This is a genomic window from Bradyrhizobium sp. CAR08, assembly GCF_052871955.1.
Genome location: NZ_JBIXJX010000001.1, coordinates 95,828 through 109,663, shown reverse-complemented (window position 1 = coordinate 109,663; position 13,836 = coordinate 95,828). Strand labels below are relative to the sequence as shown.

Genomic DNA, 13,836 nt, shown 5'->3' with positions numbered 1-13,836 from the left:
TCACTGACTGGAATGACCGCGCTCTCGATCGGCAAGGACATCAGGCTCACTAGCGCCGAGGAGCTGGAGGCGGCGCTGCGTCACATCGGTGCGACGCGCTATCACAGCCTGCATCCGTTCCATAGACTGCTGCATGGCGGCAAGCTCAACAAGGGCCAGGTGCAGGCCTGGGCGCTGAACCGCTACTATTACCAGAGCACCATCCCGATCAAGGACGCGGTGGTGATCTCGCGCTTCCGCGACCGCGCCACGCGGCTGGAATGGCGCCACCGCATCGAGGATCATGACGGCGACATCGGCTCCGAAGGCGGTATCGAGCGCTGGCTGAAGCTGACCGAAGGCCTCGGGTTGGACACAGCTTACGTGGAATCGACCGAAGGCATCCTGCCGGCGACGCGCTTTGCGGTGGAAGCCTATGTGCACTATTGCCGCGAGAAGTCGCCGCTGGAGGCGATCGCGTCCTCGCTCACCGAATTGTTCGCGCCGAACCTGCACGAAGAGCGCATCTCCGGGATGCTGGAGCACTACGACTTCGTCAATCCTGATATCATGAGCTACTTCAACCGCCGGTTGGCGCAGGCGCCGCGCGACGCCGGGTTTGCGCTCGACTATGTCAAGGCGCATGCCACCACGCCCGAGCAACGCGCGTCCGTCTGCAATGCGCTGATCTTCAAGACCAACGTGCTATGGGTGCAGCTCGACGCACTCCAGCACGCCTATGTCGAGGGCCACATTCCGCCGGGCGCGTTCGTGCCCCAAGAACACCAAAAGGCGAGCTAAGGAACGAGCGATGGCCGAGCCGCGTCACATCAGCGTCAGCGAGACCAGCCGGCCGGTTCTGCCGCGGCACGCCAAGCTGAAATATGACGAGACGCGAAAAGTCTGGGTGATCCTGGCGCCCGAACGCGTGCTGGCGCCGGACGAGATCGCGGTCGAGGTCTTGCAGCTCTGCGACGGCGAGCGCAATGTCGGCGAAATGTCCGACCAACTCGCGGCAAAATACGCCGCGCCGCGCGAGGCGATCCTGGCCGACGTCATTGTCATGCTGCAGGATCTCGCCGACAAGGGCTTTCTCACGGAGGCCCGGGAGAAGACGTCATGAGCGATGTGCTCGGCAATCCCACCATCCCGCCCGACGCCAGCGACAGCCTCGCGGTGCTGGAGAAGAGCCGCTCGACGGCAGAGACATTCGGCATTCCGCTCGCCGTGCTGCTCGAGATCACCCATCGCTGCCCGCTGCAATGTCCCTACTGCTCCAACCCGGTCGAGCTCGACCGCTCGGGCAAGGAGCTGACCACCGAGGAATGGAAGAAGGTATTGAGCGAGCTCGCCGAGATCGGCGTGCTGCAGGTGCATTTCTCCGGCGGCGAGCCGACGGCGCGCAAAGACCTGGTCGAACTGGTCAAGCATGCGAGCGACGTCGGGCTCTACACCAACCTCATCACCTCGGCGGTGCTGCTGACGCGCGAGCGGCTGAGCGAACTTGCCGATGCCGGGCTCTGCCACGTCCAGATCAGTTTTCAGGGCGTTGAAGAAGCCCTCGCCGACCGCGTCGGCGGCTACAAAAACGGGCACCGCAAGAAGCTCGAAGTCGCAAAATGGACGCGCGAGCTCGATTTGCCGCTCACCGTGAATGCGGTGATGCATCGGCAAAACCTGCACCAGCTGTCTGATATCATCCAGATGTCGGTGGACCTCGACGCCGACCGGCTCGAGGTCGCCAATGTCCAATATTACGGCTGGGCGCTAAAGAACCGCGCCGCGCTGATGCCGACGGTGGCGCAGCTCGACGAGTGCACCCGCATCGTCGAGGAGGCGCGCGAGCGGCTGAAGGGCCGGCTCACGATCGACTATGTCGTGCCCGATTATTACGCGCTGCGGCCGAAGAAGTGCATGGGCGGCTGGGGTCGGCAGTTCTTCAACATTTCGCCGGCCGGCAAGGTGCTGCCCTGCCACGCCGCCGAGAGCATCACCGGGCTCGACTTCGAATCCGTGCGCTCCAACCATTCGATCGCCTGGATCTGGCAGAACTCGGACGCCTTCAACCGCTACCGCGGCACCGGCTGGATGAAGGAGCCGTGCAAGAGTTGCGAATTCCGGGAGATCGATTTCGGCGGCTGCCGCTGCCAGGCCTTTGCGCTGACCGGCGACGCCGCCAACACCGATCCCGCCTGCGCGCTGTCGCCGCTGCACGAGACCATCTTCAAGCAGGCCGAGCGCGAGGCTGAGGGCGAAACCAACCGCTTCCTCTATCGCAATTTCGCCGGCGGCACCCTGGAATCCGAGAATGGTGCCTGACGCCGACGCGGCCAGCTCAGTCAAGCGCGCCGATCCCTTTGCACCGCTGACCTCCGACATGCTCGACGTCGGCGACGGCCACGAGCTCTATGTCGAGAGCGTCGGCCGCACCGACGGAATCCCGGCGGTCTATCTGCATGGCGGCCCCGGCAGCGGCTGCCAGCCCGACCACCGCCGCCTGTTTGATCCCGACCGTTTCCATGCCGTGCTGTTCGACCAGCGCGGCTGCGGTCGCAGCCGGCCGAAGGGATCGCGCCAGCACAACACCATACAGCATCTGATCGCGGACATGGAAAAGATCCGCGAGAAATTCGGCGTCGCGCGCTGGATGGTGGTCGGCGGCTCCTGGGGCGCGACGCTGGCGCTGGCTTATGCGCAGGCGCATCCCGAGCGCGTCTCCGGAATTGCGCTGCGCGCGACCTTTCTCGGCACGCGTGCTGAAGTCGAGATCGCCTTCACCTCGCGCCTGTCGCAATTCTACCCCGCGCTCTACGACGATTTTCTGAGCGTGCTGCCGGTCGAGGAGCGCGCGCAACCGGTGGAAGCCTACTATCGCCGCATCCTCGATCCCGATCCGGCGGTGCATGGCCCGGCCTCGCGCGCCTGGCACGATACCGAACGCGCCTTGTCGGAGCACAAGGCGGCAAAGACACGGCTGGATCTGGCGTCGCTGAACGTGTGGCGCACATTGCCGGCGACGCCGTTCATGGAGGCGCATTATTTCGTCCAAGACAGCTTCATGACGGAGAACGAGTTGTTGCGGAACGCCGGCAAGCTCGACGGCATTCCCGGCATCATCGTCCAGGGCCGCTACGATCTGTTGTGCCCTCCCGAGACATCGCAGGCGCTCGCGAAAGTGTGGCCGGGTTCCGAGATTCGCATCGTGGAAGAAGCTGGCCATTCGCTCTATGATACCGGCGTGCGGGACGCGGTCATGAAGTCGATCGCAGATATCGCTTCGAAGATTTCGCGATAGCGGGACAAGAAAATGCCACTCGCCGGGAAGGGCATGTTGCTCACGTCGATGAATATCGACGTTCCAAATGAACCCGATTTCAACCGCTGGTACGATCGCGAGCATCTGGAAGAGCGCGTTGCGATCGAGGGCTTTCTCGAAGCGCGGCGCTATGTCGCGCACGCCGCCAATCCCAAATATCTCTCGCTGTATTCAACCGCGACGCTCGACGTGCTCGACAGTCCCGCCTACCGGGCGCGGCTCGCCAATCAGACCGAATGGTCGCGGCGGAGCATGGCGCATTTCAAGGACATGCTCCGCGTGGTCGCCCGCATCACGATCAGCAGGGGCACCGGCCGCGGCGCGGCGCTCGGCCTCGTGCGGCTGCGGCCGACGCCGGACAATGCAGTCGCGTGGCGTGACGCACTGCAAGAACGGCTGGCGCCGGAAAAACACGACGGCATCATCTCCATGCATCTGCTCGAAAGCGAGCCGGAACTATCAGGCGCGACCGCGGATATTCCGGCGGTGCGCAACGAAGGCGCGCGCGACTGGTTCGTGCTGATCGACGGCACGCATGTCGGCGCGGTCTCGTCCGTGATCGCCGAGCGCTTCACCGGCCCTGCCGCCTCGCCATTCCCGCTTCCCGTGTCGGTCGGCTCCTACTGCCTGATGTGGGACCTCGCGAAGAGCGACATCGCGCGCAACTAAGCCATCGGACGCATCGCAACATGCTGCACCGCCACATACCGCGCACGGCCGTTAATGCTGTGCGCGCGTAGCTCCCATGAAAGAGGGGAAGCGCGAAATTTGCCGTTGTACTTCGGAGCGGTTCTAATAAGCTAACCCAATGAGGTCATTCAGAAACCAGATCGCCGCGCGTTAGCGTTCGCAAGCTCAAGAAAAGGCCGCGGGGTCTTTGAGCCTGCGCGGACAGGGTAGGAATGAAACCGACCGATATTGCGGCCCCCGACTACTTTCACAAAGTGGTCGATTGCCAATGGGCCTGTCCTGCGCACACTCCCGTTCCCGAATACATCCGACTGATCGCCCAAGGCCGCTACAGCGACGCCTATATGATCAATTGGAAATCGAACGTGTTTCCCGGAATTCTGGGACGGACCTGCGATCGTCCATGCGAGCCGGCGTGCCGCCGCGGACGCGTCGAGGAGACGCCGGTCGCGATCTGCCGCCTGAAGCGCGTCGCCGCCGACTTCAAGGACGACATCACGCAGCGCTTGCCGCGCCCCTCGGCCAAGAACGGCAAGCGCGTTGCCTTCGTGGGCGGTGGTCCCGCTTCGCTGACGGTCGCCCGCGATCTCGCGCCGCTCGGCTATCACTGCACCGTGTTCGACGCCGATGCCCAAGCCGGCGGCATGATGCGCTCGCAGATCCCGAAATTCCGCCTGCCGGATTCGGTCATCGACGAGGAGACCGGCTACATCCTGGGTCTCGGCGTCGACTTCAAGGGCGGCCATCGCATCGAGAGCATGAAGGCGCTGCTCGCGGAGAAGTACGACGCAATCTTCGTCGGCTCCGGCGCACCGCGCGGCCGCGAGCTCGACATCCCCGGACGCAAGGAAGCAGCCGCCAACGTCCATATCGGCATCGACTGGCTGTCCTCGGTCTCGTTCGGTCATACCGACAAGATCGGCAAGCGCGTCATCGTGCTCGGCGGCGGCAACACCGCGATGGATTGCTGCCGCACTGCGCGTCGCCTCGGCGGCGAAGAGGTGAAGGTCGTCGTGCGCTCCGGCTTCGAGGAAATGAAGGCCTCGCCCTGGGAGAAGGAAGACGCGCTCCACGAAGACATTCCGATCCTCAATTTCCTCGTTCCCACAGCGTTCGTCCACGAAAACGGCAAGCTCACCGGCATCACCTTCCAGAAGGTGAAGGCCGAATACGACGCCAAGGGCCGCCGCAACCTCGTCCCCTCGGGCGAGCCGGACCAGACCATCGAATGCGACGACGTGCTGGTCGCGGTCGGCCAGGAGAACGCCTTCCCCTGGATCGAGCAGGACTGCGGCATCGAGTTCGATAAATGGCACATGCCCAAGGTCGATCCGCAAACCTTCGTCTCGACCAACCCGAAGGTGTTCTTCGGCGGCGACGCCGCGTTCGGGCCGAAAAACATCATCTGGGCGGTGGCGCAGGGCCATGACGCCGCGCTGTCGATCCACAAAATGCTCTCGGGCGAGGACATCACCGAGCGGCCATTGCCCGACGTGTACATCTCCTCGCAGAAGATGGGCATCCACGAATGGAGCTATGACAACGACATCTCCAACGACAAGCGCTACAAGGTGCCGCATCGCGACAAGGTGATCGCGCTGAAGGACATCCGCACCGAGGTCGAGCTCGGCTATGACGTCAAGCTGGCGCTGGGCGAAGCTCATCGCTGCCTGAACTGCGACGTCCAGACCGTGTTCTCGACCTCGCTCTGCATCGAGTGCGATGCCTGCGTCGACATCTGTCCGATGGATTGCATCACCTTCACGGACAACGGCGAGGAAGGCGATCTCCGTCAGCGCCTGAAAGCACCCTCGCTGCATCCGGACCAGGATCTCTATGTGTCCAGCGACCTCAAGACCGGGCGCGTGATGGTGAAGGACGAGGATGTCTGCCTGCATTGCGGGCTGTGCGCCGAGCGCTGCCCCACCGGCGCCTGGGACATGCAGAAATATTTGATCGAGATGACTCACGCAGGTTCAGCATGTCCGACAAAAAGCCGATCAGCAGCGTAAACGACTTCGTCGTCCGCTTCGCCAACGTCAACGGATCCGGCTCGGCCAGCGCCAACGAGATGTTTGCGCGCGCGATCCTGCGCCACGGCGTTCCGGTGAGCCCCCGTAACATCTTCCCCTCCAACATCCAGGGCCTGCCGACCTGGTACGAGGTGCGGGTGACCGAAGACGGCCATCTCGGCGCCCGCGGCGGCGTCGACATGATGGTCGCCATGAACCCGCAGACCTGGGACAAGGACCTCGCCGGCATCGAGCCCGGCGGCTACCTGTTCTATGATTCCACCAAGCCGATGCCGTCGACCAAATTCCGCGACGACATCACCGTGATCGGCGTCCCCCTGACCGCGATCACCAACTCGACCTATACCGATCCGCGCCAGCGCCAGCTGTTCAAGAACATCATCTATCTCGGGGCGCTCTCGGCGCTGCTCGACATGGATCCGAAGCTGATCGAGCAGCTGATCGGCGAGCAGTACAAGGGCAAGGAGAAGCTGCTCTCGTCCAACGTCCACGCGCTGCATCTCGGCCGCGACTGGGCGCTGCAAAACCTGAAATGCCCGACCGGGCTGCGGGTGAAGAAGTCCGACAAGGTCGGCGACCGCATCTTCATCGAAGGCAACAGCGCCGCCGCGCTCGGCGCCGTCTATGGCGGCGCCACGGTGTGCGCCTGGTATCCGATCACGCCGTCCTCGTCGGTGGCAGAAGCTTTCACCGCCCACTGCAAGAAGTACCGGCACGACCCGGAGACCGGAAAGGCGAAATACGCCATCGTGCAGGGCGAGGACGAGCTCGCCTCGATCGGCATCGTGATCGGCGCCTCCTGGAACGGCGCGCGCGCCTTCACCGCGACCTCCGGCCCCGGCATCTCGCTGATGACCGAGTTCATCGGGCTGTCGTATTTCGCCGAAATCCCGGCCGTGATCATGAACATCCAGCGCGCCGGTCCCTCGACCGGCATGCCGACCCGCACCCAGCAATGCGACATCATCGCCTGCGCCTATGCTTCGCATGGCGACACCAAGCATGTGCTGCTGTTCCCCGAAGATCCCGCCGAAGCGTTCGAGTTCGCGGCCGCGGCTTTCGATCTCGCCGAGCGGCTTCAGACCACCATCTTCCTGATGCTCGACCTCGACATCGGCATGAACCACCGGCTCTGCCGTCCGCTGAAATGGGACGACGCCAAGCAATATGACCGCGGCAAGGTGATGACCGCGGAGATGCTGGACGAAGGCCGCGATTTCGGCCGCTATCTCGACGTCGACGGCGACGGCATCCCCTACCGAACCTATCCCGGCACGCATCCGACCAAGGGCTCCTATTTTACCCGCGGCACGTCGCGCGACCGCTATGCGCGTTACTCCGAAGAGGGCTCGGTCTACGCCGACAACATGCAGCGCCTGATGCGCAAGTTCGAGACCGCGCAGGATCTGGTGCCGCGGCCGCTCCAGGCCAATGCGGAACGGCCAACCAAATACGGCGTGATCTATTTCGGCTCGACCACGCCGGCGATGGACGAGGCGATCGGATTGCTGGAAGCGCGCGGGCATCAGCTCGACCGCCTGCGCATCCGCGCCTTCCCGTTCCACTCCAGCGTGGCGAGCTTCCTCGCCGAGCACGATTTCGTCTATGTGGTCGAGCAGAATCGCGACAGCCAGCTGCGCCAGCTCATCGTCAACGAAAACGGCATCGACCCGGTGCGGCTGGTGCCGATCGTGCATTACGACGGCTCGCCGATCACCGCCCGCTTCATCGCAAAAGCCATTGGCGACCACCAGGATCACATCAAGGTGACCCCGCTCCGCAAGGCCGTGTCATGACCTACATTGCAAAGCCGAAATTCCACCATCCCGGGCTGAAGAAGAACGAGCTCGGCTACACCCATCGCGATTACGAGGGCAAGATCTCGACGCTGTGCGCCGGCTGTGGCCATGACTCTATCACGGCCTCCATCATCGAGGCCTGCTATGAGCTTTCGATCGAGCCGCACCGGGTCGCCAAGATTTCGGGTATCGGCTGCTCGTCGAAGACGCCGGACTATTTTCTCGGCAATTCGCACGGCTTCAACTCCGTGCACGGCCGCATGCCCAGCGTCCTGACCGGCGCCAATCTCGCCAATCGCGACCTGATCTATCTCGGCGTCTCCGGCGACGGCGATTCCGCCTCGATCGGCTTCGGCCAGTTCGCGCATTCGATCCGGCGCGGCGTCAACATGACCTATATCGTCGAGAACAACGGCGTCTACGGTTTGACCAAGGGCCAGTTCTCGGCGACCGCCGACCGCGGCTCGAAGTCCAAGAAGGGCGTCACCAACACCGACAACGCCATCGACCTCGTCGCGATCGCGCTGCAGTTGGGGGCGACTTTCGTCGCGCGCTCGTTCTCCGGCGACAAGACCCAGCTCGTGCCGCTGATCGCGGCCGCGATCCGCCACAAAGGCGCGTCGTTCATCGACGTCATCAGCCCCTGCATCGCCTTCAACAACCATGCCGGCTCGACCAAGAGCTTCGACTATGTCCGCGAGCACAATGACGCGGTGAACCGGCTCGATGTGCTGGTCGGCCGCGATCCGATTGCGGTGGATTACGCACCGGGCACCGTGCAAATGGTCGAGCAGCATGACGGCAGCAGGATCGCGCTGCGCAAGATCGACGCCGACTACGATCCGCACGACCGGCTCGGCGCCCAGACCTTCCTGCAAAAGCACGCCGCCAAGGGACAGATCGTCACCGGCCTGCTCTATGTCGATCCCGACGCGGAAGACCTGCACGAGCATCTCAACACGGTCGAAACGCCGCTCAACACGCTGGAAGCCGACACGCTCTGCCCGGGCTCGGCGGCGCTGGACAAGTTCAACGCCAGCCTGCGGTGATTGCCTATCGTGCCGCGGCCGGCTGCCGGACGCGTATGGTGATCTTCTCCGACACGATGGGCGGCTCGAACGGATAGTGCTTGGCATCGCCCAGCACGAGTTGAAGCGTGTGCGTCCCGGGCGGAAGCTCGAGCAGCGTTTCGGTCTGCCCTGCCCCGAAATGCAGATGCGACTTGTCCTGCAGGATCGGCTCCTTGGGATCGATGGGGTCGTTGACGTCGATCAGCAGATGATGGTGACCGGCGTTCTGGTACTCGTCGCCGGCATGGGTCACTCCCATGTTGCGCAAGCCGAACCGGACCCAGAATCCGCCGCGCACCTTCTGCCCGTCACGCGGGGTGATGAAATAGAGCTTTGCGTCCTTGGGCGCTGCCTTGCCCTGCGAAAAGGCTGCCCCCGGAAGCAATGCGAGCGCCGCCGCCAGCGCGACGCAACGAAGGATCTGCATCAAACCAACTCCACCACTTAAGGACTGAGCGCCACGCGGAATCCGTGCGTGGGGTAACGAACATTGGTGTCGTAGCCATCGCGGTTGGACGGCCGCACATATCTCGAATCGTTCTTCCAGGAGCCCGAGCGCAGGACATGAGCGCTGCAGTCCCCGCTGCTCCATGCCGAGCCGTCGGTGGGCGCGCCCTGATAGGTCTTGTGCCAGCAGTCCTCGACCCACTGATCGACGCCGCCGCCCATGTCGTGGAGCCCGAACGGGTTCGGCTTGAAGCTGCCGACTTTCGCTGGCTGCTCGGCCGCGAGATCACCGCAATCCTTGCAACCGGCCATGCCCGGCTGCAGCTTGTCGCCCCACCAATATCTGGTCTGCGTTCCGCCCCGCGCGGCATATTCCCATTCGGCTTCGCTCGGAAGCCGATACGTCTTCTTCGTCGCCTTGGCGAGATAGGCCGCATATTGCTGCGCGTCGGTCCAGCTCACATTGCTGACCGGCGCATCGTCCTTGCCGATGGCGGTGAAGCTGCACGCCTTTGCAGCGGCGCACTCGTTCCATTCCTGCACGGTCACCGGATATTTGCCGATCGAGAACGGCTTGACCGTGACCTGATGGACGGGACGCTCGGTCGGATCGTCGTTGCTTCCCATCGCAAAGCTGCCGCCGCGAATGGCGACCATCTCGGGTTCGCGGACGGGAATGGGCGATTGACTTACCGATTGACTCGTCGATTGATTTGGCGCCTGAGCGGGCGATGGAGATGACGAGGCCGACGAGGGAGAAGGCTGCGGCGTCTGCGGCGCCGCTTCGCGCGGCGGAGGCTGCGGGCTCGGCGATGCGGCAGGAGAAGCGGGAGTGACGGCGGCCTGCTCGCCCACCCTGCCCGGCGCCTGAGCCAGAAGATACCACAGCACGCCGGCGGCCATCACCGACAGCGTGATACCCAGGAGAAAGATCAGGGCATTCTCGCGCCGCCCCCGCGTCCTGCCGACCGCGTCTGCATCCGGCAGCACTTTATAAACGCGCACGGGATCGGTGATGTTCTTGACCTTGCGGTCCCCGAGCGACTCGTAACCGCACACGACCTTGTGCTTGATCTGCTCGTAGATCGCGCCGGAGATAAAGACCTGGCCTGGCTCGGCGATGCCCTCGATACGCGTGGCGATATTGACGCCGTCGCCGTAGACGTCGTCAGGCTCCACGATGACGTCACCGAGATTGACGCCAATCCGGTACTCGATCCGGGTGTTCTTCGGAAGCGAGGCGTTGCGGCCGATGAGATTCTGCTGGATGACGATGCTGCATCGGACGGCCTCGACCGGACTGTCGAAAATCGCGATGAAGCCATCGCCCGTCGTCTTCACCAGACTTCCGTTGTGCTCGACGATGCTGGGCTGGATGAGATCCCGCTCGATCCGCTTGACGCGGACGTGCGTGCCCTCTTCGTCGGCCTGCATCAGGCGGCTGTAGGAAGCGATGTCACCGACAATGATGGCCGCGAGGCGACGAGGCATAGGGCCGTGCGAAGGCGGCTCGTCATTCCCGGATCTGAAGTTGCGAATTTCGCCCATTGCGGGGACTCCACAAACTTGCAAAGGCAGACCCCAGCCTACGACTGCCAAAGGCGATCGTCTGTGAAGGCTATCACATCGATGGAATCGGGCAATGTCCGTGGAATCGCAGGCGCCGAGTTCCGAAAGGCGAAGGCGTCACGTCGAATGAACCTTCAGGACCCCACCGACGACTAATGCCGGGCGTGGAACTAATCACCTCGCTCCGCCCTGCGATGATGCTGTCAGCTGTGCGGACGTTGAACGCGTCGCACCGGGGCTGCGTCTACAGCGTACAGCTCAGCTGCTGCACGCGAGGCCATCATGAAGTCTTTTCTCGTTGCGGCCGTCTTCCTTGCCGCGCTCGGCGGCGCCGCTCACGCCGAGGAGGCCGACGATATCCGTGAGGCCAGCAAGGCCGAAGCCGAAACCTTCAACGTGCGCATGTATGCCGGCGAACCCGGCAACAAGGCCTATGCCTGCTTCGTGCGCCGCTACGATGCCGAGCATCTGGCGCACCATCCGAAGCAGAAGGTCGCCTCGATGAAGCTGCTGATCTCGGCGGAGATGGACACCGAAGACAAGCAGCTCCACAACTCCTTCCGCCTCGGCTTCAGATATCGTCACCGCTCCGGCGATTTCGATTCCAGCGGCTCCTGTCATCACGCTGTGTTCACCAAGGACGGCACCGAAATCCGCCTCGGTTGCGGCGTCGACTGCGAGGGCGGCGGCATCGGCGTCGCGCTCTCGAAGGATGACAAATCGGCGATCGTGCGGCTGGCGCGGGTCAGGGTCTGGCAGAACAACAAGCCGGACGACGATGCCGAACTGTCACTGGTCGCCGGGGCCGACGACGGGATTTTCCGGCTAGATCGAACGGACAATAAGGAATGCGCCTCGCTCGTGACCGACCGCAAGGAACTCGCCGCGCTCCGCCACAAATGATATGTGTCCGGCACAATCGAGGGGAGATCGTCATGAACCGCCGGAACATCTTGTGGAGCGCCGTCTCAGGCCTGGGCGCGGCACTTGGCGCCTCCAGCGCGAAGGCCGCGACCGAGGCCGGCACGGGCAACAAGCTGAAGGTGGTCTATCACCTGAGCGATGCCGAGAAGGTCAACTTCGTCCTCGGCAACATCCAGAACCACATCGATGGCGTCGGCGGCCCCGACCATGTGACGATCGCGCTGGTGATCCACGGCCCGGCACTGAAGGCGTTTCACTCGGCGCAGGCCAACCCTGACATTAGCAAGCGCGTCGGCGATTTTTCCAAGGATGGCGTCGAGCTTGCCGCCTGCGGCAACACGATGAAGGCGCAGAACGTCACGCTCACGGATCTCCTGCCGGGCTTCGTCAGCGCGGAGAAGGGTGGCGTCGTCCGTTTGGCCGAGCTCCAGTCGCAGGGTTATCTCTATCTGCGGCCGTAGGAGCGCGCGCTCGACATCCCCTTGACGTACCCATAACCCCAGGGTTATTAATATATCCATAACTTGCAGGTTATGGATTTTATGCCCGCCATCGCCCACGACCTTCTGTTCAGGACGCTCGCCGACCCCACTCGTCGGGCGATCTTCGAGCGATTGTGCCGCGAGGGCGAACAGACGGTCGGAGCCCTGACAGCACTGTCGGGCGTTTCCCAGCCCGCAGTCTCAAAACATCTCGGCGCGCTGAAGCAGGCTGGTCTGGTGCGCGACCGGCATCAAGGGCGGCAGACGCATTACAGCGCCCAGCCCGGCGCGCTCAATCCGCTGATCGACTGGACCAGCCAGATGACCGGATTCTGGCAGAACCGGCTCGATGCGCTCGACGATCTCCTGAAGAGGATGGACCAATGAACGAATCCCCCACCGAAACCCGATCTGTCGTCGTCGAGCGCGAATATGCCTTTCCGGCAGAGCGGATCTGGCGCGCGCTGACGCAGCCGCATCTGATCGAGGAATGGCTGATGAAGAACGACTTCAAGCCGACCGTGGGCCACCGCTTCAACCTTCGCGGCGAGTGGGGCGGCGTGCTGGACTGCGAGGTCCTCACCATCGAGCCGCAGAAGACGCTCGCCTACACCTGGAATTTCTCGCATGACGACGCGGCGTTCGATCTCAAGAGTGTCGTGACCTTCACGCTGACGCCGGCGGACGCAGGCACGCATCTGCGCGTCGAGCAAGCGGGCTTCAGCCCGACGCAGAAGCAGGCTTTTGGCGGCGCGCATGCCGGCTGGAAGCAGTTTCTCGCCAAGCTGGACGAGCTGCTGGCAAGGGCAGACTAGCTCGGCCGCCGGCCTTCATTCAATCATCTCAAGAGGAGGTTTCATTGACCGGAAACATGTGGGTTCGACAGATCCATCGTTGGCTGTCGATCGCTTTCACGCTTGCCGTCATCGCCAACATCGTCGCCCTGACGCTGCAAGTCCAGGCGACGTGGATCGGCTTGCTCGCCTTCGTCCCATTGATCCCATTGCTTGCGACCGGACTCTACATGTTCGCGCTGCCATATCTCGGCCGCCGCCGCGGCGCCCGACAAGAGGCGTGAACATGAAGAAGGCCGTCACCGTGAAAAACAGCAGCGCGACGAAGGCGGATGGCGCTTCGCCATCCAGGATGATCGACGGCAGGATCAAGGAGCTCGGCGACTGGCGCGGCGACATGCTCGGACGAATCCGCGGCCTGATCAAGGAGGCCGATCCTGACGTCGTCGAGGAATGGAAATGGCGCGGCGTTCCGGTGTGGGAGCACGACGGCATCATCTGCACCGGCGAGACCTACAAGGCCGTGGTGAAGATGACGTTTGCCAAGGGCGCAGCGCTGGACGATCCAGCCGGCCTGTTCAACTCGAGCCTCGACGGCAACGTGCGGCGCGCGATCGATATTCGCGAAGGCGAGAAGATCAACGAGAAGGCGTTGAAGGCGCTGATCCGCGCAGCCGTGGCGCTGAATGCGTCCAAGAAGAAGCCGGCGAAACGTTCCGGATAGAACAGCCGT

At 63.4% G+C, this 13,836-nt stretch carries 16 protein-coding genes; 14 read left to right on the top strand and 2 right to left on the bottom strand.

Going from position 1 to position 13,836, the window contains the following annotated elements:
- The first annotated feature begins 12 nt into the window (after window positions 1-12).
- The 8 genes from pqqC (at window position 13) to ACIPUD_RS00440 (ending at window position 8,866) form a co-directional block, all read left to right on the top strand.
- Window positions 13-780, top strand: a complete 768-nt coding sequence (gene pqqC / locus ACIPUD_RS00475; RefSeq protein WP_249799690.1) for a pyrroloquinoline-quinone synthase PqqC — start codon at window positions 13-15, stop codon at window positions 778-780.
- Window positions 781-790: 10 nt separating this feature from the next.
- Entirely contained in the window at window positions 791-1,102 is a 312-nt protein-coding gene (gene pqqD, locus ACIPUD_RS00470; RefSeq protein ID WP_247295006.1) for a pyrroloquinoline quinone biosynthesis peptide chaperone PqqD, read from the top strand.
- Window positions 1,099-2,298 carry a pyrroloquinoline quinone biosynthesis protein PqqE gene (pqqE, locus tag ACIPUD_RS00465; protein ID WP_018454081.1) on the top strand — a complete coding sequence of 400 codons (1,200 nt, stop codon included), beginning with the start codon at window positions 1,099-1,101 and terminating at the stop codon, window positions 2,296-2,298. The genes pqqD and pqqE overlap by 4 nt, the downstream gene beginning before the upstream one ends.
- Window positions 2,288-3,274, top strand: a complete 987-nt coding sequence (gene pip, locus ACIPUD_RS00460) for a prolyl aminopeptidase (protein WP_085395689.1) — start codon at window positions 2,288-2,290, stop codon at window positions 3,272-3,274. The genes pqqE and pip overlap by 11 nt, the downstream gene beginning before the upstream one ends.
- A gap of 12 nt (window positions 3,275-3,286) precedes the next feature.
- Entirely contained in the window at window positions 3,287-3,964 is a 678-nt protein-coding gene (locus ACIPUD_RS00455) for a DUF4286 family protein (RefSeq protein ID WP_085361491.1), read from the top strand.
- A gap of 233 nt (window positions 3,965-4,197) precedes the next feature.
- Entirely contained in the window at window positions 4,198-5,997 is a 1,800-nt protein-coding gene (locus tag ACIPUD_RS00450) for an FAD-dependent oxidoreductase (protein WP_018454078.1), read from the top strand.
- On the top strand, window positions 5,967-7,814 hold the full coding sequence (locus tag ACIPUD_RS00445; RefSeq protein ID WP_162496392.1) for a 2-oxoacid:acceptor oxidoreductase subunit alpha: 1,848 nt from the start codon (window positions 5,967-5,969) through the stop codon (window positions 7,812-7,814). The genes ACIPUD_RS00450 and ACIPUD_RS00445 overlap by 31 nt, the downstream gene beginning before the upstream one ends.
- Window positions 7,811-8,866: a 2-oxoacid:ferredoxin oxidoreductase subunit beta gene (locus ACIPUD_RS00440; protein WP_018454076.1), complete on the top strand. Its 1,056-nt coding sequence runs from the start codon at window positions 7,811-7,813 to the stop codon at window positions 8,864-8,866. The genes ACIPUD_RS00445 and ACIPUD_RS00440 overlap by 4 nt, the downstream gene beginning before the upstream one ends.
- Window positions 8,867-8,870: 4 nt before the next feature.
- On the opposite strand, the gene ACIPUD_RS00435 is transcribed toward ACIPUD_RS00440, so the two are convergent.
- Both ACIPUD_RS00435 and ACIPUD_RS00430 read right to left on the bottom strand, forming a co-directional pair.
- On the bottom strand, window positions 8,871-9,314 hold the full coding sequence (locus ACIPUD_RS00435; protein ID WP_018454075.1) for a DUF4399 domain-containing protein: 444 nt from the start codon (window positions 9,312-9,314) through the stop codon (window positions 8,871-8,873).
- Window positions 9,315-9,331: 17 nt separating this feature from the next.
- The gene (locus tag ACIPUD_RS00430) at window positions 9,332-10,882 is read right to left on the bottom strand and encodes an SUMF1/EgtB/PvdO family nonheme iron enzyme (RefSeq protein ID WP_085361493.1); all 1,551 of its coding nucleotides are present in this window, start codon (window positions 10,880-10,882) and stop codon (window positions 9,332-9,334) included.
- Window positions 10,883-11,185: 303 nt separating this feature from the next.
- Here ACIPUD_RS00430 and ACIPUD_RS00425 point away from each other — a divergent pair, with 303 nt between their 5' ends.
- The 6 genes from ACIPUD_RS00425 to ACIPUD_RS00400 all read left to right on the top strand — a co-directional run bounded on the left by ACIPUD_RS00425 (window position 11,186) and on the right by ACIPUD_RS00400 (window position 13,827).
- A complete protein-coding gene (locus ACIPUD_RS00425) occupies window positions 11,186-11,806 on the top strand; it encodes a hypothetical protein (RefSeq protein ID WP_446479978.1) in 621 nt (206 codons plus the stop codon).
- Between the two features lie 32 nt (window positions 11,807-11,838).
- Complete coding sequence (locus ACIPUD_RS00420; RefSeq protein ID WP_085385332.1) at window positions 11,839-12,288, top strand: DsrE family protein; 450 nt, start codon at window positions 11,839-11,841, stop codon at window positions 12,286-12,288.
- 81 nt (window positions 12,289-12,369) lie between these two features.
- Window positions 12,370-12,696 (top strand): ArsR/SmtB family transcription factor, encoded by a 327-nt coding sequence (locus ACIPUD_RS00415; protein WP_085361496.1) that lies wholly within the window; start codon window positions 12,370-12,372, stop codon window positions 12,694-12,696.
- Window positions 12,693-13,124: an SRPBCC family protein gene (locus ACIPUD_RS00410; RefSeq protein WP_446479977.1), complete on the top strand. Its 432-nt coding sequence runs from the start codon at window positions 12,693-12,695 to the stop codon at window positions 13,122-13,124. The genes ACIPUD_RS00415 and ACIPUD_RS00410 overlap by 4 nt, the downstream gene beginning before the upstream one ends.
- Window positions 13,125-13,168: 44 nt before the next feature.
- Window positions 13,169-13,387 (top strand): hypothetical protein, encoded by a 219-nt coding sequence (locus tag ACIPUD_RS00405; RefSeq protein ID WP_085385331.1) that lies wholly within the window; start codon window positions 13,169-13,171, stop codon window positions 13,385-13,387.
- 2 nt (window positions 13,388-13,389) lie between these two features.
- A complete protein-coding gene (locus ACIPUD_RS00400; RefSeq protein ID WP_085352024.1) occupies window positions 13,390-13,827 on the top strand; it encodes a DUF1801 domain-containing protein in 438 nt (145 codons plus the stop codon).
- Window positions 13,828-13,836: the final 9 nt, after the last annotated feature.